Source organism: Burkholderia sp. ABCPW 14 (genome assembly GCF_001523835.1).
Classification (GTDB): domain Bacteria; phylum Pseudomonadota; class Gammaproteobacteria; order Burkholderiales; family Burkholderiaceae; genus Burkholderia; species Burkholderia mayonis.
Window position 1 is genome coordinate 276,854 of the sequence record NZ_LOVS01000149.1, and the last position, 23,881, is coordinate 300,734.

Genomic DNA, 23,881 nt, shown 5'->3' on the forward strand with positions numbered 1-23,881 from the left:
CGAATGCGGTGAAAGCGCCGGCGGCCTGCGGGCGGACAGCGCAGCGATTGTCGGCTTGATATTGTCGCGGCCGGCGATTGAATAGGCAAATTCATTCGAAGAATCGATTAATGATTCGAATGCATGTCGATGCACCTTGTCCGCGCGTCGCTACCTTACGGCGCAAACGTCAAAAACGGGCGGCGCGCGACGGGTGCAAAGCGGCGCGGAATCCCCGAAAGCCTTGCAGTAACACGGTGTTACACCGATGCTTTTGGTCTAACACTTTTGCGCTCGACACGATTTCGCCTCGCCCATAAATTACCGCTGAAAGCCTTTCGCGCGATTCGGGTGCGCGCGGGGCAGAAAAGCAAGCGGTAGACCAATCATGACGACGGAACGGGCAATACGGAAGATCGGGCAATGGGCGGCGGGCGCGACGTGCGCGCTCGCAGCGGCGCTCGTCTTCGCGCAGCCGCCGCATGGCGGCGGGCCCGGCTTCGGCGGCGGTCGCGGCGGCGCACCGTACGCGGCGGGCGGCGCGGGCGGCTGGCGCGGCTCCATGCAGGCCGTGCCGCACGGTCGCGAAGCGCGGATCGGCGTGAACGGCTACGGCCAGCGCTGGGGGCTGCGTCCGACGCCGTCGTACGGCCGCTACGCGGCGCAAAGCCCGTACCGGCCGATCAGCGCCGAAGCGCGTCAGGCGCCGCACGCGCCCGGCTCGGCAAACGTGCCGATGCGCGCCGGCTCGATCCGCGCCGACGTCGCGCGCTACAACGAGGAGCGCGGCGGCCGCCCGGCGCCTTCGCCGCGTCAGGACGAAGCGCCGCATTTGCCGTCCTTCGCGCCGTTCTACCGCAACTGAGCGTCTATTCGGCCGGGTGTGTGCCGCCCGCTGACGCAAATCCGCGACACTTGCGCGAAATCCTTCCGCGCATTTCCTTGGTTACGCTATCTTTCGCGCCTCGTTGCGAGGACGACGCGCGCAAGCCGGCATTTTCTCCGCGTTCGAATCGCCGCCGCCATCGTTGCCGGCGCTCGATCGCCGCGCGCGGGAACGCCGTTCGTCAGTTTGAAACCGGCGCGCCCGTCGCCGACGCCCGACAAATCGCCGGGAAGTTAACGCTGACGCTATATCCGCAATAAGTCCCTCCTTTTTTGACCGGAAAAATGGCTCGGGAAGATGGCGACGCCCCCGAACGGCGTCGGGTCTTCCGGACGTCGCCCGCCCGTTCGCCTCACTTCCGTTAGACGACAATCTGGAGATCACAATGAAGTCATCCGTCAGCCGCGCGCTGAAAACCACTTTCGCGTGCGCCGCCGTCGCGGCGCTGGCCGCGGGCGCGTCGGGTGTTCGCGCGCAGTCGAGCGTCCAACTCTACGGGCAGGTCGACGAATGGATCGGCGCGCAGAAATTCCCGGGCGGGCAACGCGCATGGGGCGTGCAGGGCGGCGGGATGTCGACGTCGTACTGGGGCCTGCGCGGCACCGAGGATCTCGGCGGCGGCTATCAGGCGATCTTCACGCTCGAGGATTTCTTCCGCGCGCAGAACGGGCGCTACGGCCGCTTTGACGGCGACACGTTCTTCGGCCGCAACGCGTACGTCGGACTCGCGACGCCTTACGGCACGGTGCGCGCGGGTCGCCTGACGACGGAGCTCTTCATCTCGACGATCCTCTTCAATCCGTTCGTCGATTCGTACGTGTTCTCGCCGATGGTCTATCACGTGTTCCTCGGCCTCGGCACGTTCCCGACGTACACGACCGATCAGGGCGTCGCCGGCGATTCGGGCTGGAACAACGCGATCGACTACGCGAGCCCGACCTTCGGCGGCCTCAACGCGGCCGCGATGTACGCGTTCGGCAACACGGCGGGCGACAACCGCTCGAAGAAGTGGAGCGGCCAGCTGAACTATTCGAACGGCCCGTTCGCCGCGACGGCCGTCTATCAGTACGTGAACTTCAACGGCGGCCCGGGCGATCTCGGCGCGCTCGTGTCCGGCATGAAGAGCCAGGGTGTCGCGCAGGTCGGTCTGTCGTACGACTTCAAGGTCGCGAAGGTCTACGCGCAATACATGTATACGAAGAACGAGCAAAACACCGGCAACTGGCACGTGAATACCGCGCAAGGCGGCGTGTCGGTACCGCTCGGGCCGGGCAGCGCGCTCGTATCGTATGCGTATTCGCGCGATTCGGGCGGACTCGACCAGACGCATCGCACGTGGGCGCTCGGCTACGACTATCCGCTGTCGAAGCGCACCGACGTGTACGCCGCATACATGAACGATCGCTACTCGGGCATGTCGAGCGGCGACACGTTCGGCGCGGGAATTCGTGCGAAGTTCTAACGAATCGGAACCCGGGCGCGCATCGCTCGGGCAATGCACGAAAAAGTGGGCGGCGTCACACTAAATGGCGCCGTTTTGCCTTTTTTGACGTTTTCAATTCTCCAGCTTTGTTACAGTTGCTTGCGATTGCATAATTCCCTTCGATTGTGAGCATTTTGGATGGATACCCTCGTCAGCATGAATGTGTTTCGCTACGTCGTCGAAGTCGGCAGCTTCGTCGGCGCGGCTGAGCGCATGGAGATGTCGGCGGCGATGGCGAGCAAGCACGTGATGCATCTCGAGCACCAGCTCGGCGCACGTCTCTTGCATCGCACGACGCGCCGCGTCGCGCCGACGGAGGCGGGGCGCGAATATTACGAGCGGCTCGTACAGGCGCTCACCGAACTCGACGAGGCCGGGCAGGCAGTGGGCGCCGCGAGCGTCGTGCCGCAAGGGCGGCTGCGCGTGACGTCGCTGTCCGCGTTCGGGCTGCGGCACGTGATGGACGCGGTGACGTCGTACGCGGAGCGCTACCCGGACGTGACGGTCGAGATCACGCTGTCCGATCGCGTCGTCGAACTGATCGACGAGGGCTACGACGTCGCGGTGCGCGCGGCGCCCGCCGGCATGAAGTCGTCGTCGCTCGTCGCGCGGCAGATCGCGACTGCGCACATCCTGCTCGTCGCGTCGCCCGAGTATCTCGCGAAGCACGGCACGCCGGCGACGATCGCCGATCTCCAGCAGCACAACATCATTCGCCGCGAGCCGAACGAGACGCTGCTCGACGCGACGATCGCCGACGTCGCGGCCGCGTCGCGCATGCCGCTGTCGGGCAACGTGATCGTCAATCATCTGGAAGGACTGCGCGTCGCCGTGCTGGGCGGCGCGGGCGTCGCGCTTCTCGGCACCGAAGTGGTCGGCGAGGACATCGAGTCCGGCCGCCTCGTGCCGCTGTTGCTCGACGTGCTGCCGCCGCGCGAGCTGCCGATCTATGCGGTGTACGCGAGCCGTCGCCACGTGTCGGCGAAGGTGCGCTCGTTCGTCGATTTCCTCGCGGACCGCTTCGCCGGCCAGTCGCTGTGCCCGTCGATCGACGAGCGGCTGCGGCAGCTCACGATGCCGCGGATGAAGCGGCTCGGGTAACGCGAGCGCCGCACGAGCGCCGCGCATCGACGAAAAAAACGCGGACCGGCGGGTCCGCGCTCAGACTGAAGACGAACCCTCGCGTAGCGAGGGTTTTGTTGTTTACCGCTTGTTGATTCGCGCTCGACGCCGGGGCGATTCGATTGGATTCAATTTGATTCAATGCTTCGATGCGGCGCATTGCCTGCCGTCTGTGCTTCGCATGCGCATCACGCGTGCCTCGCGCCTGCGGCGCCGCGTGAATCGCGCGCCGCCCGACATGCGCGGCGACGACCAAGCACGGCGACGACGATTACGCGCGAATCCCGAGCCGCGTCTTCGCGTCGTCGTATTCGCGCTTGAGCCGCGCGACGAGCTCCGCGACGGACGGAACGTCGTCCATCAGCCCGACGCCCTGTCCCGCGCCCCAGATGTCCTTCCATGCCTTCGACTTGTCGCCGCCGAAGTTCATCTTCGACTTGTCGGCGACGGGCAGCGCGTCCGGATCGAGGCCCGCGTTCACGATGCTCTCGCGGATGTAGTTGCCGTGCACGCCGGTGAAGAGATTGGTGTAGATGATGTCGGCCGACTTCGCGTCGAGGATCGCGTGCTTGTAGCCGTCGACCGCGTGCGCTTCCTGCGTCGCGATGAAGCGCGTGCCCATGTAGGCGAGATCGGCGCCCATCGCCTGCGCGGCGAGGATCGAGCCGCCGTTCGCGATCGAGCCGGACAGCACGATCGGGCCGTCGAAGATCTTGCGGACTTCGCCGACGAGCGCGAACGGCGACGTCGTGCCCGCGTGGCCGCCCGCGCCCGCCGCGACGAGGATCAGGCCGTCCACGCCCGCTTCGAGCGCCTTCTGCGCATGCCGCAGGTTGATCACGTCGTGCAGCACGATGCCGCCATAGCTGTGCACGGCGTCGACGATCTCGCGCGCGGGCGCGCGCAGGCTCGTGATGAAGATCGGCACCTTGTGCTCGACGCACACGCGGATGTCGTGCTCGAGCCGCACGTTCGACTGATGGACGATCTGGTTCACGGCGATCGGCCCGATCACGGCGTCCGGGTTCGCGGCCCGGTGCTCGGCGAGCTGCGCCTGGATCTGCGTGAGCCATTCGTCGAGCAATTCGGCCGGGCGCGCGTTGAGCGCGGGGAACGAGCCGGCGATGCCCGCCTTGCATTGCGCGAGCACGAGTTCCGGATAGCTGACGATGAACATCGGCGACGCGATGACGGGCAGTGCGAGGTTTTGCAGGACGGCGGGCAGGGCCATGCGGTGTCTCCTGAATCGTCGCCGCACGTGCGGCAAATGCGTGAAGTTCGTCGCGTCGCGACGCCCTCGCCGGGGCCGTCGCGCGGTCGATTGTTATGTGAGTGTCGTGCCGACTGTGCGCTCGCGGCGAATTAATACGAACGATCGTGCCATTATAGGCGTGCTTCGACGAATGCGCTGCGGCCGGGCTGTCGAATGAGTGCTCTGTTTCTACGCTTTGCGCGGGCATGCCGGCGATGACGCGACGATCGCGCTCCTACAATAACGATTACAACAATCCGAGAGAACAAGACCATGTCGTTTGAGGAGTTCGCGCCGTTTCGCGTGACGGCGCAGGACGTCGACATCTTCGGCGTCAAAGGAGGCTCGGGACCGCCGCTTCTGCTGCTGCACGGCCACCCGCAGACGCACGTGATCTGGCATCGCGTCGCTGCGACGCTCGCCAGGCATTTCACTGTGATCGTCACCGATCTGCGCGGCTACGGCGCGTCGGGCAAGCCGGCGAGCGACGCGCGGCACGCGCCGTATTCGAAGCGCGCGATGGCGGCCGATCAGGTCGCGGTGATGCGTCACTTCGGCTTCCCGCGCTTCTACGTGTGCGCGCACGATCGCGGCGCGCGCGTCGCGCATCGGATGGCGCTCGATCATCCGGATGCGGTCGAGCGGATGCTGCTCCTCGACATCGCGCCGACGCTCGCGATGTACGAGCGCACCGATCGCGCGTTCGCGACCGCGTACTTCCACTGGTTCTTCCTGATCCAGCCCGAGCCGCTGCCGGAGACGCTGATCGGCGGCAACTCCGATGCGTACGTCGACGCGGTGATGGGCAATCGGCCGGCCGGCCTCGCGCCGTTCTCGCCGGAGGCGCTGCACGCGTATCGCGAAGCGCTGCGGCAGCCGGGCGCCGTGCATGCGATGTGCGAGGACTATCGCGCATCGGCGACGATCGACCTCGACCACGATCGCGCGGACCTCGAACGCGGCCGCAAGGTTGCGTGTCCGCTGCGCGTGCTGTGGGGAGAGAACGGCGTCGTCGGGCGTTGCTTCGATCCGCTCGACGAATGGCGGCGCGTCGCGCGCGACGTGAGCGGCCGCGCGCTCGCTTGCGGGCACTACATCCCGGAAGAGGCGCCCGTCGTGCTGATCGACGAGATCGTCGCGTTCTTCGAGGCGCGCGAGGTGGCGTGACGACGCGGCGCGGGCTTCGTTACCCGAAGCCCTCGTTTCTCCGATGCGAGCGCCGCGCCGCTTTCACGCGCACGGTGCTTCCATCGATTTCACACGGGGTGGCGCCGCGCTTCGCGTCCGCCCCAAGCATGCGTCAATCCTCTTCGATCACGAGCGGCGGCAGGCGCCGCGCGACCGGCGTCGACTTGACGATCGCCGTGCTCGTCTGCGCGCGCTCGGTCACTTTCGCGAGTATCCCGTCGAGCTGCTCGATCGAGCGCAGATAGAGCCGGCAGACGAAGCAATCGTCGCCCGTCACCTTGTCGCATTCGACGAACTCGGGAATCCGCCGCAGCAATGCCTCGACGAGATGCAACTGGCCGGGCAGCGGCTTCACGCGCACGATCGCCTGCAGCGTGTAGCCGAGCGCGCGGATCGAGCTCGACCGTGAAGCGTGCGATCACGCCTTGCGCTTCGAGCCGGCGCAGGCGGTCCGCGGTGCTCGGCGCGGACAATCCGACGCGCCGAGCGAGTTCGCTGACGGGTTGGCGCGCGTTGTCGGCGAGCGCGCGCAGCAGTTTGCGGTCGATCGAATCGAGTGTGCTCGCCACAGGCGGCGGCGAAAGGCGTTTTTGCATGGCAGCCTTCTTTTCAAAGGTGGATAGACGCATCTCAGTCAGTTTAGCGATGGAGATAGGCCAATCAAGTGCCTAGAATCGAAGTCAGGCTTTCCTCTCGCGAGAACTCACATGGCTTCGAATGATATGCGCCGCGGGGCGCTCGAAATGGTGGTCGCGATGCTGATGTCCGGGACGATCGGCTGGCTCGTCGTGTCGTCGCGGCAGCATCCGATGAACGTCGTGTTTTTCCGCTGCCTGTTCGGCGGCGCGACGATGCTGATCATTTGCGCGGCGCTCGGCTTTCTGCGCCGCGATCTGCTGTCGAAGCGCATCGTCGCGCTTGCCGCGCTCGGCAGCGTCGCGATCGTCGCGAACTGGGCGCTGCTGTTCGCCGCATACTCGCGCGCGTCGATCTCGATGGCGACGGCCGTCTACAACACGCAGCCGTTCATGCTGGTCGCGCTCGGCGCGATCGTGTTCCGCGAGCGGCTCACCGCGTCGGCCGCAGCGTGGCTCGTGCTCGCGTTCGCGGGGCTCGCGCTCGTCGTGCGCGTCGAGCCCGCGGTGCTCGCGGTGCCCGGCCAGTATCTCGAAGGCGTCATGCTCGCGCTCGGCGCGGCGTTCCTGTACGCGGTGTCGTCGATCGTCACGAAGCAGTTGAAGGGCACGCCGCCGCATCTGCTCGCGCTGTTCCAGACGGGCGTCGGCGTGCTCGCGCTCGCGCCGTTCGTCCATTACGACGCGCTGCCCGCGACGCCGAGCCAGTGGCTCGCGCTCGTCGTGCTCGGCGTCGTCAACACGGGGATCATGTACGTGCTGCTGTACGGTGCGATCCAGAAGCTGCCGACCGCGACGATCGGCGCGCTTTCGTTCGTCTATCCGGTCGTCGCGATCGTCGTCGATCGGATCGCGTTCGGGCAAACGCTCGCGTGGAGCCAGGTGTTCGGCGCGGCGTTGATCCTGCTCGCGGCGGCCGGCGTGAATCTCGGCTGGCGGATTGTGCCGGCGCGGCGGGGCGAGGCGCGGGGCTGAGCGTGCCGCGCGGAGTGCGTGGCGGTTCGTGGCGGTGTTCGGCGCGGTGTTCGGCGCGGTGGATGCGTGGCGGTGCGCGGGCGATCGGCGCTTTGCTTCAGCGCGCATCGAATGGCGCGGGCGCAGTCCGATCGGGCGGCGAGCATCGTCTGGCGGAAATGCGATGCGCGCAGCGCGTCATAGCGGGCGGCAGCGATCGGCGCGGACGCAGCGCAGCCCGGTCGAGCGGCTTGCGGTGGCTTATCGGGAGGCGAGGCGCGCCGTGCAAGCTCGACGCGTTAGCGATGACGGAGGCGCACGACGTGTCCTCCGATCGATCGGCGCGCGTCGGTTGACAGGGATCGCGCGCGACGCATGCGTGGTGCGCCCGCGGCGCTCCGGACAGACGGACGCAGCGCCGCGATCGAGCGATGCACGCCGACTCGCGCAGACGACATCGCGCGCGACGCGAAGCCAGACCGCGACATATCGACACGCGCAAGAAAGTTGTAGGGAAACTCCTGATGCGATGCAGCGAGGGCGCTCGTATGATGCGCAGTGACGTTGATCACGTCCACAGAATTCTCATTGCGCTTGCCGTTCGCCAATCTGGCTGAACGGCATTTTTTTGCGCCGTGCCTGCCGCTTGCGGCAACGCGCACGGGCGCGGCCCGCTGCCGGCGCCGCATCACGCGCAGGCCGTCTGCCGCACCGCCAGCCGCGCGAGCACCGCGCGCTTCGCGTCGTCGTCGAACTTGCGCCAGCCGGCGATCTCGTCGCGCGTGCGACGGCAGCCTTCGCACCAGCCGGTCTTCGCATCGATCCTGCAGACGTTCGTGCATGGCGACGGCACGTTCGTGCCCGGCGCACCCGTCGCCTCGCTCGCGGCGACCGCGCTCACCGCCGCCTCGCTCGCCGCTGCATGCGTTGCCGCCGCATGCGTTGCCGCCGCATCGGCCGCTGCCGCGCCCGGCGTCCCGTCGACCTTCGCCATGCCGCCGATCTCCGTCTTGTCGCTCATGCGCCGCTGCGCTCCGCGATGTCGGCCACAGGCGCGCCCGTCAACGTCACCAGCTCCTGCGGAGACAGATTGAACACCGCGTGCGGGTGGCCGGCCGCTGCCCACAGGTTGTCGAGCTCGAGCAGGTCGCGATCGATCAGCATGACGGGCTCGACGAGATGACCGATCGGGCACACGCCGCCGATCGCATAGCCGGTGTTCTCGCGCACGAACTTCGCGTCCGCGCGGCCGACTTCGCCGACGTGCGCGGCGACCTTCTTCTCATCGACGCGATTCGCGCCGCTCGCGACGACGAGCACGGGCGCGCCGTCGGCGCGGCGGCGGAACAGGATCGACTTCGCGATCTGCGCGACCGAGCAGCCGAGACCCGCGGCGGCTTCGGCCGACGTCTTGCCGGTTTCCTCGAGCATCACGATGCCCTTCGCATGGCCGCGCTCGCGCAGCAGCAACGCGACGCGACGGGCGGAATCCGGAAGCTTGTCGATGGGGGCGGGGGTAGCCATGGGTGCGCTTCGTATCCTCGTGGAGTCGTGATGTGATGGACGCCGCGCGGATCACGCGCAGGCGGACGGTTCGGCGGCCGCACGCTGCTTCGCAAGCAGCGCGCGCCCCGCGCGCGACACATTCGCGCGGCCGATCGCGGTCGAGATGAAATCGCCGGCGGCGACGACCTGGCCGAGATCGACGCCCGTATCGATGTTCAGGCCGCGCATCATGTACAGCACGTCCTCCGTCGCGACGTTGCCGGTCGCGCCCTTCGCGTACGGGCAGCCGCCGAGGCCCGCGACCGACGCGTGGAAGATCCCGATGCCTTCGAGCAGCGCCGCGTAGATGTTCGCGAGCGCCTGCCCGTAGGTGTCGTGGAAGTGTCCCGACAGCCGTTCGCGCGGGAACGCCTTCGCGACCGCGTCGAGCACCGCGCGCGTGCGGCCCGGCGTGCCGACGCCGATCGTGTCGGCGATGTCGATCTCGTCGCAGCCGAGCGCGGCGAGGCGCTTCACGACGTCGACGACGGCGTCGACCGGCACGTCGCCCTGATACGGGCAGCCGAGCGCGCACGACACGCTCGCGCGCAGCCGCACGCCCGCGTCCTTCGCCGCGCGCGCGACGGGCTCGAAGCGCGCGATGCTCTGCGCGATGCTGCAGTTGATGTTGCGCTGCGAGAACGCCTCGCTCGCCGCGCCGAAGATCACGACTTCGTCGGCGCGCGCGGCGAGCGCGTTCTCGACGCCCTTCAGGTTCGGCGTGAGCGCCGAGTAGATCGTGCCCGCGCGGCGCTCGATGCCGGCCATCACGTCGGCGCCGTCGGCCATCTGCGGCACCCATTTCGGCGACACGAACGACGCCGCTTCGATGTTGCGGAACCCGGCGCGCGAGAGCCGGTTCACGAGATCGATCTTGACGTCGGTCGGCACGAACGCCTGCTCGTTCTGCAGCCCGTCGCGCGGGCCGACTTCGACGATCTTCACGGATTGGGGGAGCGTCATCCGAGTCTCCTGGTTCCTGTCTTCTGATGAATGGATCGCTGCTTGGGATTTCCCTGCGCGCGTGTTCGCGGGCCGCGGTCAGTAGCCGAGCGCGCGGTCGACGACGCCGCCGATCGGCTCGCCGCGCTCGAGCGCGCCGATCTTCGCGGCGATCTGCTCGACCGCTTCGGCGCGCAGCGTATCCGCCGAGCAGTGCGGCGTGATCGCGATCCGCGGCTCGCGCCAGAACGGGTGATCTTCAGGCAGCGGCTCGGTCGCGAACACGTCGAGCGTCGCCGCTGCGATGCGGCCGCTCGAGAGCGCGTCGAGCAAATCCGCTTCGACGAGATGCGCGCCGCGCGCAATGTTCACGAGATACGCGCCGTGCGCGAGCTTCGAGAACGCGCGTGCGTTCAGGATGCCGTCGGTGTCGGCCGTGCTCGGCAGCAGGTTCACGAGCAGCTTCACGCCGTCGAGGAACGCGTCGAGCTGCGCGGCGCCCGCGAACGTCGCGATGCCGTCGAGCGTCTTCGCCGCGCGGCTGTAGCCGCGCACCGGCAGCCCGAGCGCCGCGAGCGCGTGCGCGACTTCGGCGCCCAACGCGCCGAGCCCCAGCACGCCGACGACGAACGTGTCGCGCGGATGCGGCTCGAGCACCCGCCAGCGGCGCTCGCGCTGCAACAGCGCGTATTCGTCGAAGCGGCGCAGATAGCGCAGCGCCGCGTGCGTCGTGTATTCGACCATCTGCCGCGCCATCCCGGCGTCCTCGAGGCGCACGAGCGGCACGTCGCGCGGCGCCATGCCCGGATGCGCGCGTTCGAGCGCGAGCACCGCGTCGACGCCCGCGCCGAGATTGAACACGGCCTTCAGATCCGCGCGCGGCGCGAAGAACGCACGCGGCGCGCGCCAGACGAGCGCGTAGTCGGCGGGCGCGTCGTCGCCGGGCGTCCACGCGCGCAATTGCGCGCCGGGCAGCGCGCGCTCGATGTCGCGCTTCCAGTCTTGCGCGTCCTGATGCGGCGTATAAAGCAGAATTCGCATGCGTCTACTTCGCGAACAATTGACCGATGTCGGCGAATGCCTTGAATTCCAGCGCGTTGCCGCACGGATCGAAGAAGAACATCGTCGCCTGTTCGCCGACCTCGCCCTTGAAGCGGATGTGCGGCTCGATCACGAAGGCCGTGCCGGCCGCCTTCAGCTTGTCGGCGAGCGCGTGCCACTCGTTCATCGACAATACGACGCCGAAATGGCGCACCGGCACGTCGTCGCCGTCCACCGGGTTGACGGCCGGGCGGCCCGTCTCGTCGGGCGCGAGGTGCGCGACGAGCTGGTGTCCGAAGAAATCGAAATCGACCCAGCGATCGGAGCTGCGGCCTTCCGGGCAGCCGAGCAGGCCGCTGTAGAAGCGGCGCGCGCGCTCGAGGCTCGTGACCGGAAACGCGAGATGAAACGGGCGCAACGCGCCGTGCGGCGTGGCGGACATGCATCGTCTCCTCAAATGAAGCCCTCATTCTACGGTTTCGCCGCGCTTTGCGTCGCCACGCGCGGAAATGCAAAGCACAAAAAATTGGTTCGCCGCGCGCGGCGCGCACGTGACAATCGACGCCAAGCTCCTAGCTTCGCGAGGGACACATGCGCTCATGCAGCAAATCGACGTGGCCGCCGCGGCTCGTCACGGTGCCCGGTCTGCACGGCAGCGAAGGCGCGCACTGGCAGACCTGGCTCGAGAGACAGTTCGCGCGCGCGCTGCGCGTCGAGCAGGACGACTGGGATGCGCCGCATCTCGCGCGCTGGGCGCAGACAGTGCGCGATCTGCTCGCGCGCGAGCGCGGGCCGTTCGTGCTCGCCGCGCACAGCTTCGGCTGTCTCGCGGCCGCGCATGCGCTCGCGCGGCACGCATCGGTCGCGGACGCGCCGGCGGCGGACGTCGTCGGCGTGCTGTTCGTCGCGCCGGCGAATCCGCGCAAGTTCGCCTTCGCGGGCGCCTTCGATCCGCACCGCCTGGCCGTGCCGTCGATCGTGATCGGCAGCGAAAGCGATCCGTGGATGACGCTCGCCGACGCGCGCGAGCTTGCGCACCGGCTCGGCAGCGCGTTCGTCAATCTCGGCGACGCCGGGCACATCAACACCGCGGCGGGCTACGGGCCGTGGCCGCGCGCGAAATATCTCGTCGATACGCTCGTGCATTGCGCGGCGCCGCTGCGGTTTCGCGACGATTTGCCGGCAGTCGGCGCGATCGCGCGCGATGTGCTCGTGACGGCGGCCTGATGCGCTTGCCGCAATCGCCGAGTTCGGCGCTTCAGGCCGTCCGGACGAACTGCTCGACGGCGACGCGCGTCGCGTGCGTGAGCGGCTGCGGCAGATCGCTCAGCGCGAACCAGCCGAATGCGTCGTGCTTGTCCGGCTCGACGATGCGAGGCTCGCCCGCGAACGCGCGCGCGAGATAGACGGGCGCGACCCAGTGCTCTCGATTGGCGGCGTCGATGTGATCGACGATGCACAGCAGCGTGACGCGTTCGAGCGCGATCGCCAGCTCCTCTTCGATTTCCCGGCACACCGCGCGCTCGACGGGCTCGAGCCAGTCGACCTTGCCGCCCGGCAAGCCCCAGCAGCCCGCTTCGGGCGCGCGCTTGCGCTTGATCAGCAGAATCCGGCCGTCGCGGACGATGGCGGCGCCGCAGCCGACGCGGGGTTGTTCGGTGTGTTGCATGAGGTCCTCGTGAATGCGGTGGCGATGGTTTTGCGTGCGGCCGTCGTGTGGCGCCGCGCGGCGCGGCGGCGGATGCCGTCGGGCGATCGCCTCGGCGATCGCTGTGCCGCAGAGGCGGCGTCGCGACCGCTGCCGGTGATTCGCGGTTGCCGGCAGCGCGCGCCGTGCTGCGAAGACTCGTGGTTTTTGCCGCGGCGGCGTTGCAAGCGAAGCGATACGCTCGAACTCGCGGGCGCGGGTTCGTCGTGTCGTGTCGTGTCGCGGTGCGGCGCATGCCGCGCGATATCGTATCGCGGTCGATGCGCGTCGACCCAGTTCGACCGTGCGCGGGATCGATTGGCGCGAAGCGTGAGCGAAGCATTGCTGCGCGCTAATGTTGCGCGGTGCTTGATGCGTCGACATGTCGTGACGCGCGACTCGCAGCAACGCCAGGCGAGAATTTGCCGCGATGCGCGGCCGAGAAAAGACCTGGATGAACGAAGCGCTATCCGCGCATTGCAATGGCGCGTGGCGAGTGGAGCGCGTGCGTTGGTTGTGCGGCGACGTTTCTTGCGCGCGTTCGCGGCCGATTTATCGTGACGCGCGATGCTCGACGAAATCGAGCCGCAAATCGTCGCGACATCTCACCATGAAAAACCCCCCAAGAATCGGAACGGCGTCCGATCCTTGGCGTGCGATGTGCGTCACGTGATGTCTTCTGAAACGATGTCGGCGCACGCAACGCGCATCCGAGTTTCATTTCGACGCTCGCCGTCGCGCGCCTTTCTTTCCGCATCGAACCCCGTCGATCGAGCGACGGCGCTCATCACGCACGCCGTCGCTCGCGCACCTTCAGGCCGTGACGGGCGCGACCGCCGCCGGATCGGAGTAGCTCGTCTTGCCGTTCTCGACGTGGCCCGCGAAGCGGCGCAGGAACGTGCCCGTCGCGCCGTCCGACACCGTCACGTCGTACCAGTGGTGGCTCAGCGCGAGCGCCCATTGCTCGATCCGCTCGTCGCCGCCGCGCAGCGTGATCTGACGCGACTGCGCGCCGTACGCGTTGTCGGTCAGCGTCAGCGGCACGCTCTGGCCGCCGTGATTCTGCAGCTTCAGATACAGGTTGCCGTTCGCGATGTCGTAGCCCGCCTTCACTTCCGGATGCGCGGCGGCGTGCCGGCCCTGGCCCTCGGCTGCGGCGACGCCTTCGAACACGCGCGCGAAGCCGTTCGGGCCGTACACCGAGAACGCATATGCGCCGTTCGTCGCGCCGAGATCGAACGCGTCGTGCAGCGAACGATGCGCGCCGACCGTATAGCGCCACGGGCCGTCGCTGCGGTTCGACGCGTACACATAGAAGTGCGCGCCTTGCTCGCCGCGATTCGCGAACTCGATCCGCAAGTGCGTGCCGCCGCGCACCGACGCGTTCACGTGCAGCTCGTACGGCAGCGCGCGCGCCGGGCGCACGCCGGGCTCCTGCGGATCGACGGGGCTCGGCGCGGCGGGCACGGTCGGCGCGGGCTTCGTCGAGCAAAGCCGATCGGCGATCGACCGATAGTTGCTCGTGTCGGGCAGCGGCGGCAGCGTCGCGTCCGGCGTGCGGAAGTCGAACGCGGACGTGAGATCGCCGCACACGGCGCGGCGCCACGGCGTGATGTTCGGCTCGTCGATCCCGAAGCGCGCGGCGATGAAGCGGATCACCGATGTGTGGTCGAACACCTGCGAGCAGACGAAGCCGCCCTTCGTCCACGGCGACACGACCGTCATCGGCACGCGCGGGCCGAGGCCGTATGGCAGGCCGTCGGCGGTGTAGCTGCCGCCGCGGCCCGGATTCACGACGTTGTGGATCTCGCCGTCGACGGCGACGGTGGACAGGCCCTGCGCGCGCGTCGTCGCCGGCTGCGGCGGCACGACGTGATCGAAGAAGCCGTCGTTCTCGTCGTACATGATGAAGAGCACGGTCTTGCGCCATACGTCGGGGTTCGACGTCAGCGCGTCGAGGATCTGCGATGTGTAGTTCGCGCCGTAAGCGGGCGTGTACTTCGGATGCTCGGAGAACGCGGCGGGCGGCAGCAGCCACGACACTTGCGGCAGCCTGTTCGCGAGCACGTCGGCCTTCAGGTCGTCGAGCGTGCGCACCGCCTGCGCGCGCTGATACAGCGACGAGCCCGGCTTCGCGTTGATGAAGTTCGCGAAGTTCTGCAGGACGTTCGTCCCGTAGTTGCCGTTCAGCGGATCGCTGCCTGTCGTGCCTTGCTGGTAGATCTGCCACGAGATGCCGTTCGCTTCGAGACGCTCGGGATACGTCGTCCACGTGAGCAGGTCGTACTTCGGCGGCACGTCGCCGTCGACGTAGTCGTTGTTGTCGAGGAGCGGGCCGCCGTATTTGCCGGTCGGGTCGACGGTGCCCGTCATCAGATACGAGCGGTTCGGATGCGTCGGGCCGGGCAGCGAGCAGAAGTAGTTGTCGCAGACGGTGAACGCATCGGCGAGCGCGTAGTGGAACGGGATGTCCTCGCGCACGTGATAGCCCATCGTCATGTCGGTCTTGTTCGCGGGCCACTGATCGTAGCGGCCGCCGTCGATCGCCGCGTGCGTCTTGTACCACGAGTGATCGAGGTCGCCGATGCATTGCGCGCTCGTCGTCAGCGTGTTGAGGCGAAACGGCAGCACGGGTCTCGACGGATTCGCCTTCGACGGTTGATACCAGACCGGTTTGCCGTTCGGCAGTGCGATCGGGAAGCGGTCGTTGTAGCCGCGCACGCCGCGCAGGTGTCCGAAGTAATGGTCGAACGAGCGGTTTTCCTGCATGAACACGACGATGTGCTCGACATCGCGGATCGTGCCCGTGCGCGACGCGGCGGGGATCGCGAGCGCGCGGCGGATCGATTCGGGGAACACGGTGAGCGCGGCGGCGGCGCTCGCGGATTGCGCAACGGTCTGCAGGAAACGGCGGCGGCTTTCTGACGTCATGTTTTCACCTTTGGCTCTGCGGGGAAGCGGGCGCGGCGCAACGCGATCAGCCGGGATTCGATGCGGGATGCGCGGATGCCGCCGTCGCGCCGGATGCGTCGTCGGCTTCGTCTTCGGGCGGGTAGTGGACCACGGGCGTCGCGAGCGGCGCACTCGCCGGCGCGGTGTGGCTGGTCATGGCGCCGCCGTTGAACGATTGGGCGGCGGCGTCCGGCAGCGACGCCGTTTGCGCGTCGGCGTTCGTCTCCGCGCGAGCGTGAGACACATCGTCGCCGCACGCGGCGACGAGCGGCACGACGCAAAGTGCGGCGACGAGGGCGGCGAGACGCTGGCGCATCGGGGTGTCTCCTGAGAATCAATCGCGTGTCTTGGACGTCCGCTAGTTTGAGGAAACGATGCGTCGGTTACGTGAACCGTTTGCGACGGCCATATTATGACGATTTGCTTTCGGTCGGCTGCCGGCGGTGGGCAGGCGGCACGTCGGCGGCGAGCTTGCGGCGCGGCGTCTTGCGGCGCACCTCGTCGCGCAGCCAGTCGAGCCACGCGGCGATCGCGCGCTCCTTCGGATGTCCGGGCCGCCAGACCAGATAGTGAGCGTACACGTCGGCGATGCTTACCTTCGACACGCGCACGAGCGCGCCCGACGCGAGCTCCGGCGCGATCAGCGAGCGGCGCGCGAGCGCGACGCCACGGCCTTTCAGCACGGCTTCGATCAGCGCTTCGGCATCGTCGAATTGCGGCGCGCGGCGCGATTCGACGAGATCGAGCCGCGCCGCCTGAAACCACGGCTCCCACGGCTGCGCGGGATGACGCAGCAGCGTCGAGCGTGCGAGATCGATGGCCTCGCGCGGCGCAACGCCGTCGCGGTTTCGATAGGTCGGGCTCGCGACCGGAAACACCGCCTCGTTCATCAGCTTTTCCGCGACGACGCCGGGCCACGTGCCGGGGCCGTAACGCAATGCGACGTCGATGCGGCTGCGCTTGTTGAGCGGCGCGAGCGCGACGTCAGGATGAAGCGTGACGTCGATCGCCGGATGCGCGGCGCGAAAACGCGGCAGACGCGGCGCGAGCCAGCGCGTCGCGAAACTCGGCAGCACGCTCACGTGCAGCGTCGTGCTCGCCGCGCGGGCGATGCGGGGCGCGCGTGTCGCGTCGAATGCGCGCGCGAGCACGCTCAGGCCTTGCCGCACTTGCAGCGCGAGCGCGTGCGCGGCTTGCGTCGGCGCTGCGCCGTTGCGCTCGCGCGTGAAGAGCGGACGGCCGAGCTGCGCTTCGAGCGCACGCACGTGCTGGCTGACGGCGCCTTGCGTGAGCGCGAGCTCGTCGGCTGCGCGCGTGAAGCTCTGCAGCCGCACGGCGGCTTCGAATGCGCGCAGCGTCTGCAACGGAGGGATGCGGGGTCGTGTCATCCGGGTATTAGTAGCACTCATGCCTGAGCACGACAATTCATCGTTTGCCGTGTGCCTGGCCGGTTCCTACACTTGCCGTCATTGTCATTCGATGGAGGAGGACGGGAACCATGGGCGCTTATCGACTCTACTATTCGCCGGACGCGTGCTCGCTCGCCGCGCACATCGCGCTCGAAGAAACCGGCGCGCCGTTCGACACCGAGCCGGTGCGCGTATCGCGCCGCGAGCATCTCGGCGAGCGCTATCTCGCGATCAATCCGAAGGCGCGCGTGCCCGCACTCGCGATTCCCGGCGAGACGCGCGTGCTGACCGAGACGCCCGCGATTCTCACGTATCTCGCGCGCAAGCATCCGGAAGCGGGTCTGCTGCCGATCGACGACCCGTTGCGTGAAGCGCGGTGTCACGAGTGGCTCGCGTGGCTCGTCGGATGGGTGCATGGCGTCGGATACGGCGCGCTGTGGCGGCCGGGACGGTTCATCGACGATGCGTCGGTTCATCCGGCGATCTCCGCGCATGGCCGGCGCGTGATCGAAGCGGCGAACGGCGAGATCGAGGCGGCGCTGCGCGACGGGCGGCAATGGGCCGAGCCGGGCGGGTATTCGATCGTCGATCCGTTCTTGCTCGTGCTGTATCGATGGGGGCGCGCGGTCGGGCTTGATATGAACCGCTGCGAAGCATGGGGTGCGCACGCGGCGCGGGTCGCGGGGCGTGACGCGGCGAAGCGGGCGTTGGAGCGGGAGCGGCAGTGACGGCGCTCAGCGGTGCAGGCGCGCCGTCGTCGGCCCGAATTCGCTTGTCGATGTGCTCAATCGTGCGCGCGCACGATGGTGCCGGTGCCGGGCCGACGACGGCGGCGTTTCATGGGCAAGGCGGAGCCGCCGCGACCGTGACCGGCGAGGTCGATATGCCGTTGGCGTCCTCATGCAACTGCCGCACCCGGATGCGCGCGGGACCGACGTCGCCTTCGGCGAAGACTTCGTCATCCTGCCCGGGCTTCGGCGTGAACGTGCCCGCTCCGCGCGGCGGCGTTTCGATATACGTCGTCGCGCCTCGCAAGATCCGACGCGAAATCCGGGCGCTGACGGCCAGTGGCCGGTCGGCGGCGACGATGTACTCGTGGCAATAACGGGCGGCGTCGGGCGGCACCGGCATGCCGACGGTCTTGTTCGCCAAGCTGGTCAGTCCGGGCTTCGACGCGAGCATGCCGTTTACCGAATAGCCGAGAAGGCCTTCGCGAGGAACACACGGGGTGTCGAAGTGAAAATGGACGACCGCTCCCCAATACACGCGCACACGGGCCTCCGTGGAAGGGGCACTCGGGCGTTCTCCGTTCGAACTGACGCAGGCCGCCAGCAGCGGCGTGCTCAGCAGCGGAAGACAAGCGGATCTGATTTGATGCTCCATTGTGACGGCTCGATGTCATGTCCGATGACGCCCGAACGACGACGACGGCGACGTCGGAGCCCGTTGGTGCGCGGCCGGCCCATTTCCAGTTGGCCTTCCGCGGGCGTTTGCATGGTCAAACCGGCACCTCCGAAGTCAACTTCACCTTCTGCAGCGGAATCTCGGTCTTCACGCTCTGCACGCCCTTGATCCGCGTCAGATGATGCATCTGGAATTGCCGGTAGTCGTCGATGTCGGCGGCGACGACTCGCAGCAGGAAATCGCAGTCGCCCGCCATCAGGTGGCACTCGGCGACCTGCGGCAGTTGCCGGACCGCTTCGGCGAAGTGATCGACCGTGTCGGCGTCCTGCTCTTTCAGCCAGACGCGCGTGAACACGGTCAACCCCTTGCCGACCTTCGCCGGATTGAGCACCGCGACGTACCGTTCGATCACGCCGGCCTCTTCGAGCAGCCGGACTCGTCTGAGGCACGGCGAAGGCGACAGGCCGACCTCTTTCGCGAGCTCGACGTTCTGCAGCCGGCCGTCGCGTTGCAGGGCTTGCAGGATGCGTCGATCGATGGCGTCGAGTTTCATTGGAATCTGATTCCAGGAAGGTTCAAAAAACAGGCTGTTCGTACCAATTCAACACCGGAATATAGCAACAACGCAACCCGATTTCATCGAATTTGGCAGACAATATTGCCCCTCGAAGGAGGTGTTAATGAACAGTTTGCCGACGTCAACCGTCATTTCCGAGGAATCCGCCGCAAAATCCGAAGCCTGGCGCGGTTTGCGCGCATCGCTGCCCGTGATGCTCGGCTTCGTTCCGTTCGCGCTCGTGCTGGGCGCGCAGGCGACGCAAAAAGGCTTGAGCGTCGTCGAAGTGCCGCTGATGACCGGCCTGAATTTCGGCGGCGGCTCCGAATTCACCGCGATCCGGCTATGGACGTCGCCGCCGCACATCCTGCTCATCGTCGCGATGTCGTTTCTGGTGAACTGCCGGCACATCCTGATGGGCGTGGCGTTCGCGCCGTATCTCCGGCACCTGTCGCGCAAGCGGACCTTTCCGGCGCTCTTCTTCATGTGCGACGAGAGCTGGGCGATGGCGCTCGCCGACGCGCGGCGGCAATCGCGCAGCCGCATCAGCTTTCCGTACTACCTGGGCGTGTCGGCCGGGCTGTATCTCACGTGGATCGTGTGCACCGCGCTCGGCGCGGCATTGGGGCCGACGATCGGCGACGTCGAGCAATACGGCTTCGACATGGCGTTCACCGCGGTTTTCCTCGTGCTGCTCCGGGGCATGTGGAAAGGCGCGCGCGCGTGCCGTCCGTGGCTCGTCAGCCTTGTCGTCGCGGCGGCGACTTATCTGCTCGTGCCGGGCGCCTGGTACGTCGCGGCGGGCGCGCTCGCCGGCCTCGTCGCCGCCGTCGCCTGGGGAGAGCCGTCATGATCGATGTATCGACGCTGCTGACGATCGTGCTGATGGCCTCGTCCACTTACCTGAGCCGGATTCTCGGCTACGTCGTGCTGCGCAATCGCACGCTGAGCCCGCGCATGCTGTCGGTGATGGAAAATGTGCCGGGATGCGTGCTGGTGTCGGTGATCGCGCCGGCGTTCGTCTCGGACAAGCCGGCCAATTTGCTCGCGCTGGCGATTACGCTGCTCGCGGCCACCCGCCTGTCGATTCTGCCGACCGTGATCATCGGCGTCGTGTCGACCGGCTTGTTGCGGCATCTGCTCGGTCAGTAACGGAACATGGACAACCGCCGAAACGCGACGAAAGACTGCTGGGTCGACACCGGAAGGGGGCGCTTGTTCGTGCGGTGCTGGCCCGCGCCGCATCATGCGGACGCGCCCGACAGCCTGCCGCCCATCGTCCTGCTTCACGATTCGCTCGGCTGCGTTCACCTGTGGCGGACGTTTCCAAACGCGCTGGCCGAATGCACGGGGCGGCGGGTGATCGCCTACGATCGCCTCGGCTTCGGGCAGTCCGATCCCCGCACGGACGCGCTCGACGCCGACTTCGTTCGCGACGAGGCCCGGCGGTTCTTCCCGATGCTGCGCGATCAGCTCGGATTCGATCGTTTCGTCGCGTTCGGCCATAGCGCCGGCGGCGGCATGGCGGTGCATTGCGCGGCGGCGTATCCGTCGGCGTGCGAAGCGTTGATCACCGAATCCGCCCAGGCGTTCGTCGAAGACAGGACGCGCGCCGGCATCGTCGACGCGCGCGAGCAGTTCAAGCAGCGCGAGACGTTCGAACGTCTGCGGGTGTATCACGGCGAGAAGACGCGCTGGGTGCTGGACGCGTGGATCGAGACGTGGCTGTCGCCCGCATTTTCCGATTGGTCGCTGAACGATGTCCTGCCGCAGGTGACATGCCCGACGCTCGCGATCCACGGCAGCGACGACGAATACGGCTCGAACCTTCATCCCGAGACGATCGTGCGCTCGGTCGGCGGACCGGCGCAGATCGAGATCGTGCCCGGCGTGCGGCATGTGCCGCATCGCGAGCGCGAGTGTTGGGTGGCCGAGCGCGTCGCCGGATTCATCGGCGCGAATCGACGCGGTATTGACGAATAGGCCGCGTGCCGGCTGGGCTTTCCGGGGCGAGCGCCAGCGGAGGCCGGCTGCCGCGTTTGCGGGGCTGCGGATCGGCGGATCGGCGGATCGGCGGATCGGCGGATCGGCGGATCGGCGGATCGGCGGATCGGCAAATCGGCAAATCGGCAAATCGGCAAATCGGCAAATCGGCAAATCGGCAAATCGGCAAATCGGCAAATCGGCAAATCGGCAAATCGGCAAATCGGCGCGTCGCACGATGAAGCGGCGCTCGAATCGGTGGACTCGAGCCGTCGCCGCATGACGAATGCGCCGGCGATCGACGGATGTCCGCGCGCTTAGGCTTCGGCCGTCTCGCTCCGCCGCAGCGCTTCCCAATGCCCGACCAGCCGCGCCGCGAGCGCGTCGCTCACCGGCAGGAACGGCAGCCGCAGCGCGTTGTCGCACCAGCCCTGCGCGGCGAGCAGCGCTTTCACGGGCGCAGGATTCGGTTCCGCGAACAGATCGGCGACGAGCGGCTGCAGCGCGGCCGCGATCCGTCGCGCGTCGTCGAGCCTGCCTTCGCGCAGGAGCGCATGGATGCGCACGTGCCACGCGGGCAGCACGTGCGCGGCGCTCGCGATCACGCCGTGCGCGCCCGCGCAAAGCGCCGCGAAATTCTGGTTGTCGTCGCCGGAGAAGATGCGAAGCGGCGTTTCGTGCACGAGACGCAGCATGCGCTCGAGGGTCCCGCCGCATTCCTTCACGCCGACGACGCGCGCATCGCGCGAGAGCGCCTGCAGTGTGTCGAGTTCGACGTTTACGCCGGTCCGATACGGAATGTTGTAGACGAGCACGGGCAGATCCGCCGCTTCGACGATCGCTTCGATGTGCCGCTGCACGCCGGCCTGCGACGGCCTCACGTAGACAGGCGGCGTCGCGAGCAGCCCGTCCGGGCGCAGCGTCGCGAGTGCGCGCGCGCGCTCGGCGGCCGCGTGCGTCGCGCTCGCCGTCACGCCGAGCACGATCGGAAGATTCGGAGCGGCGTCGCGCAGCGTCGCGAAAATCGCTTCCTGTTCGCCCGCGTGCAGGAGCGCGCCTTCGCCCGTCGTCGCGCCGGCGACGAAGCCCGCGATCCTTTCGGCTGCGTAGTGACGCGCCAGGCGCGCGAGCGCCGGATGGTCGATCTCGCCATCGTGGAACGGCGTGATGATCGGAAGCCAGATACCTTCGAAACGTGATTGCATGTGCATCCTCTAGGTGAAACGGGTGGGTGGGAACCGTCCCGCCGGCCGGCGCCGGATCGAGGTATGCGAAAGGTGAGTTAACACGCGGGCATCCCGTCCGGCTATCGCCTGACGGGACACGACGCCCCGTCAGTCGGGGAGTCGTTTTTTGAGGTTCAGCCCGGCCACGCGCACACACGCCGCAAGCGCGACGGGCAGCGACAGCGAACGCGAATGAATTGCGACGAACATGGCTGAACGAAAAATGGGCTGAGCGGCGATCTTAGCATCATCGTGCGCGCGATGGCGAGAGGTTGAGACATGGCGGCGCAATTCGTGCGATTCGGTTCGTGCGTCGTGCGCGGTAGTTTCGTCGTTTCGCGGGACGTGGGGGATGGTGGCTCATCCCGTTGTCGCCGAGTTGATGTGGCGCATACAACTCGGCGACACGAAGATCGTCGGACTCAAGACGTTCAAGAGCGCTGTGCAAGTGCGGCCATCGAGCGTTATTTGCTATTGAATGGTTCGCGCGATGAACCGGGCGCACGGGCTCTGCGGATCCACAAAACGCGCCGACCTTCGGTCGACGGCAGCGGCAGGAGTTCCGATCGCGTCGGAATAAAGGGAGTGCTGCTCGAAGCGTCGGCTTTCTCGTTCGTTTTTGTCATGTCGACCCCATCAGCGCCTTGATTGCCGATTGCGTGAACAGCGTGGACGCATTGCGCGGCCTCCTGCTGCCGGTTGAAGACCCCGGCTTCCCGCTTCCAAACGGGGTGGCAGCCATCAAGCTTCTGTGACTGGCGCTGCGCAATGTCCTGGCCAAGTCCGTGCGCGCAACCTTCGACTGGAAATCAGTCATGAACCAGTTTGCCATCCCGTTCGGCGAGCGATTCACACAGGCGCGCGGATAACGATTTGTTTAACCGCGCCTCGCCCACAAAAATGCGGACAGGTTCCGGGGCGCTGCAGTTTCAGCGACGTTTACAGAACACCGTGTGCCGACGTTCGGCGCAATTGACGGTATTCGTCACAGTTGCTGCGTGCTCATGTCCAGCGCGTCGCTCACTGGCCACCTCCGATGACCGGCGTGATTTCTCCTTACCTGACATATCTCTTGCCGCCGCGCGGCGGGAGCGTATGTCCCAGCGGGCTTTTGATCAGGGTGCGCCGCCAGGCATGCGGCAATTGAAGCTGTTTTCGCCGACAGCATCACGCAACGACAACACAATTTCGGCCTGCGTTCTTCGCTCGATAAAGGCGCTCATCGGCAATTCGAACGATCTCGTCGACTGTATCGCCGTCGCGCGCGTACTGCGGTATGCCGATGCTCACGGTCACGGGCGGGCGCTTGCCGTCGATGCCGAACGATGCGTTCGCGATCGCGGTCCGCACACGCTCGGCGATTCCGCTTGCAGCGTCGGCGAACATCCGTGGCGGCAGCACCGTGAATTCTTCCCCGCCGAGTCGCGCGATGTGATCGGATGGGCGAATCGCGGCGAGACACTGCTGAACGAAGCTGCGCAGCACGATGTCGCCGACCTGGTTGCCTTAGGGATGCTCTGCACAAACGCGAATCGAGTGTGCTTGGTCGTTTGACAGGAAGCTGAATGCGCCACGACGCCAACCTATCAGCCCGGAACGAAGCTGGCCGGCACGCGCCGAGCAGCCTTCGCGTGCTG

Annotated in this window: 23 protein-coding genes and 3 pseudogenes; 11 read left to right on the forward strand and 15 right to left on the reverse strand. The window is 67.3% G+C overall.

Features of this window, described 5'->3' with window-relative positions:
- The first annotated feature begins 367 nt into the window (after positions 1–367).
- From WS62_RS37625 to WS62_RS24695, 3 genes are all read left to right on the forward strand, one after another.
- A complete protein-coding gene (locus WS62_RS37625) occupies positions 368–844 on the forward strand; it encodes a peptide-binding protein (RefSeq protein ID WP_066576409.1) in 477 nt (158 codons plus the stop codon).
- A 406-nt stretch (positions 845–1,250) separates the two neighbouring features.
- Complete coding sequence (locus WS62_RS24690; RefSeq protein WP_066576415.1) at positions 1,251–2,327, forward strand: porin; 1,077 nt, start codon at positions 1,251–1,253, stop codon at positions 2,325–2,327.
- A gap of 159 nt (positions 2,328–2,486) precedes the next feature.
- Positions 2,487–3,449, forward strand: a complete 963-nt coding sequence (locus tag WS62_RS24695) for a LysR family transcriptional regulator (RefSeq protein ID WP_066576417.1) — start codon at positions 2,487–2,489, stop codon at positions 3,447–3,449.
- 292 nt (positions 3,450–3,741) lie between these two features.
- Here WS62_RS24695 and WS62_RS24700 read toward each other — a convergent pair whose 3' ends face one another.
- Entirely contained in the window at positions 3,742–4,701 is a 960-nt protein-coding gene (locus tag WS62_RS24700) for an NAD(P)H-dependent flavin oxidoreductase (RefSeq protein ID WP_066576421.1), read from the reverse strand.
- A 294-nt stretch (positions 4,702–4,995) separates the two neighbouring features.
- On the opposite strand from WS62_RS24700, the gene WS62_RS24705 reads away from it, so the two are divergent.
- The gene (locus WS62_RS24705) at positions 4,996–5,889 is read left to right on the forward strand and encodes an alpha/beta fold hydrolase (protein WP_066576425.1); all 894 of its coding nucleotides are present in this window, start codon (positions 4,996–4,998) and stop codon (positions 5,887–5,889) included.
- A gap of 133 nt (positions 5,890–6,022) precedes the next feature.
- On the opposite strand, the pseudogene WS62_RS24710 reads toward WS62_RS24705, so the two are convergent.
- Positions 6,023–6,506, reverse strand: a pseudogene (locus WS62_RS24710) (Lrp/AsnC family transcriptional regulator).
- A 111-nt stretch (positions 6,507–6,617) separates the two neighbouring features.
- Here WS62_RS24710 and WS62_RS24715 point away from each other — a divergent pair.
- Entirely contained in the window at positions 6,618–7,520 is a 903-nt protein-coding gene (locus WS62_RS24715) for a DMT family transporter (RefSeq protein WP_066576426.1), read from the forward strand.
- A 667-nt stretch (positions 7,521–8,187) separates the two neighbouring features.
- Here the strand turns inward: WS62_RS24715 and WS62_RS24725 are convergent.
- The 5 genes from WS62_RS24725 to WS62_RS24745 form a co-directional block, all read right to left on the reverse strand.
- The gene (locus tag WS62_RS24725; RefSeq protein WP_066576430.1) at positions 8,188–8,520 is read right to left on the reverse strand and encodes a DUF1289 domain-containing protein; all 333 of its coding nucleotides are present in this window, start codon (positions 8,518–8,520) and stop codon (positions 8,188–8,190) included.
- Entirely contained in the window at positions 8,517–9,023 is a 507-nt protein-coding gene (locus tag WS62_RS24730; protein WP_066576432.1) for a YbaK/EbsC family protein, read from the reverse strand. Before WS62_RS24730 ends, WS62_RS24725 begins: the two co-directional genes overlap by 4 nt.
- 51 nt (positions 9,024–9,074) lie before the next feature.
- Positions 9,075–10,007 carry a hydroxymethylglutaryl-CoA lyase gene (locus WS62_RS24735; protein WP_066495781.1) on the reverse strand — a complete coding sequence of 311 codons (933 nt, stop codon included), beginning with the start codon at positions 10,005–10,007 and terminating at the stop codon, positions 9,075–9,077.
- A gap of 78 nt (positions 10,008–10,085) precedes the next feature.
- Positions 10,086–11,027: a 2-hydroxyacid dehydrogenase gene (locus WS62_RS24740; protein ID WP_066576434.1), complete on the reverse strand. Its 942-nt coding sequence runs from the start codon at positions 11,025–11,027 to the stop codon at positions 10,086–10,088.
- 4 nt (positions 11,028–11,031) lie between these two features.
- Positions 11,032–11,469, reverse strand: a complete 438-nt coding sequence (locus WS62_RS24745; protein WP_066576436.1) for a VOC family protein — start codon at positions 11,467–11,469, stop codon at positions 11,032–11,034.
- Positions 11,470–11,618: 149 nt separating this feature from the next.
- Here WS62_RS24745 and WS62_RS24750 point away from each other — a divergent pair, with 149 nt between their 5' ends.
- Complete coding sequence (locus WS62_RS24750; protein ID WP_066576438.1) at positions 11,619–12,254, forward strand: RBBP9/YdeN family alpha/beta hydrolase; 636 nt, start codon at positions 11,619–11,621, stop codon at positions 12,252–12,254.
- A gap of 31 nt (positions 12,255–12,285) precedes the next feature.
- Here WS62_RS24750 and WS62_RS24755 read toward each other — a convergent pair whose 3' ends face one another.
- The 4 genes from WS62_RS24755 to WS62_RS24770 form a co-directional block, all read right to left on the reverse strand.
- Positions 12,286–12,696, reverse strand: coding sequence for an NUDIX hydrolase (locus WS62_RS24755; RefSeq protein ID WP_066576538.1), 411 nt, complete (start codon positions 12,694–12,696; stop codon positions 12,286–12,288).
- Between the two features lie 831 nt (positions 12,697–13,527).
- Complete coding sequence (locus WS62_RS24760; protein ID WP_066576440.1) at positions 13,528–15,645, reverse strand: phosphocholine-specific phospholipase C; 2,118 nt, start codon at positions 15,643–15,645, stop codon at positions 13,528–13,530.
- A 46-nt stretch (positions 15,646–15,691) separates the two neighbouring features.
- Positions 15,692–15,982: a hypothetical protein gene (locus tag WS62_RS24765; protein WP_066576443.1), complete on the reverse strand. Its 291-nt coding sequence runs from the start codon at positions 15,980–15,982 to the stop codon at positions 15,692–15,694.
- Between the two features lie 94 nt (positions 15,983–16,076).
- On the reverse strand, positions 16,077–17,054 hold the full coding sequence (locus tag WS62_RS24770) for a LysR substrate-binding domain-containing protein (RefSeq protein WP_082721248.1): 978 nt from the start codon (positions 17,052–17,054) through the stop codon (positions 16,077–16,079).
- Between the two features lie 110 nt (positions 17,055–17,164).
- Between WS62_RS24770 and WS62_RS24775 the strand changes: the two genes are divergently transcribed.
- A complete protein-coding gene (locus WS62_RS24775) occupies positions 17,165–17,803 on the forward strand; it encodes a glutathione S-transferase family protein (protein ID WP_066576446.1) in 639 nt (212 codons plus the stop codon).
- Positions 17,804–17,912: 109 nt separating this feature from the next.
- Here the strand turns inward: WS62_RS24775 and WS62_RS24780 are convergent, their stop codons facing one another.
- Together WS62_RS24780 and WS62_RS24785 are read right to left on the reverse strand one after the other, a co-directional pair.
- Positions 17,913–18,458, reverse strand: a complete 546-nt coding sequence (locus WS62_RS24780) for a hypothetical protein (RefSeq protein WP_156441121.1) — start codon at positions 18,456–18,458, stop codon at positions 17,913–17,915.
- 115 nt (positions 18,459–18,573) lie between these two features.
- Positions 18,574–19,032 (reverse strand): Lrp/AsnC family transcriptional regulator, encoded by a 459-nt coding sequence (locus WS62_RS24785; RefSeq protein WP_066495751.1) that lies wholly within the window; start codon positions 19,030–19,032, stop codon positions 18,574–18,576.
- Between the two features lie 127 nt (positions 19,033–19,159).
- Here WS62_RS24785 and WS62_RS24790 point away from each other — a divergent pair, with 127 nt between their 5' ends.
- From WS62_RS24790 to WS62_RS24800, 3 genes are read left to right on the forward strand one after another with little or no spacing between them, the layout of a single operon-like run.
- Positions 19,160–19,888: an AzlC family ABC transporter permease gene (locus WS62_RS24790; RefSeq protein WP_066576451.1), complete on the forward strand. Its 729-nt coding sequence runs from the start codon at positions 19,160–19,162 to the stop codon at positions 19,886–19,888.
- Positions 19,885–20,187 (forward strand): AzlD family protein, encoded by a 303-nt coding sequence (locus WS62_RS24795; RefSeq protein ID WP_010101218.1) that lies wholly within the window; start codon positions 19,885–19,887, stop codon positions 20,185–20,187. Before WS62_RS24790 ends, WS62_RS24795 begins: the two co-directional genes overlap by 4 nt.
- A 6-nt stretch (positions 20,188–20,193) precedes the next feature.
- Positions 20,194–21,018 (forward strand): alpha/beta fold hydrolase, encoded by an 825-nt coding sequence (locus WS62_RS24800; RefSeq protein ID WP_066576454.1) that lies wholly within the window; start codon positions 20,194–20,196, stop codon positions 21,016–21,018.
- 317 nt (positions 21,019–21,335) lie between these two features.
- Here WS62_RS24800 and dapA read toward each other — a convergent pair whose 3' ends face one another.
- Positions 21,336–22,223 (reverse strand): 4-hydroxy-tetrahydrodipicolinate synthase, encoded by an 888-nt coding sequence (gene dapA / locus WS62_RS24810; RefSeq protein WP_197422913.1) that lies wholly within the window; start codon positions 22,221–22,223, stop codon positions 21,336–21,338.
- A 743-nt stretch (positions 22,224–22,966) separates the two neighbouring features.
- Here dapA and WS62_RS36915 point away from each other — a divergent pair.
- Positions 22,967–23,113 (forward strand): annotated as a pseudogene (locus tag WS62_RS36915) (IS256 family transposase); the annotation flags it as partial.
- Between the two features lie 298 nt (positions 23,114–23,411).
- On the opposite strand, the pseudogene WS62_RS24825 reads toward WS62_RS36915, so the two are convergent.
- Positions 23,412–23,750 (reverse strand): annotated as a pseudogene (locus WS62_RS24825) (GGDEF domain-containing protein); the annotation flags it as partial.
- Positions 23,751–23,881 lie beyond the last annotated feature (131 nt).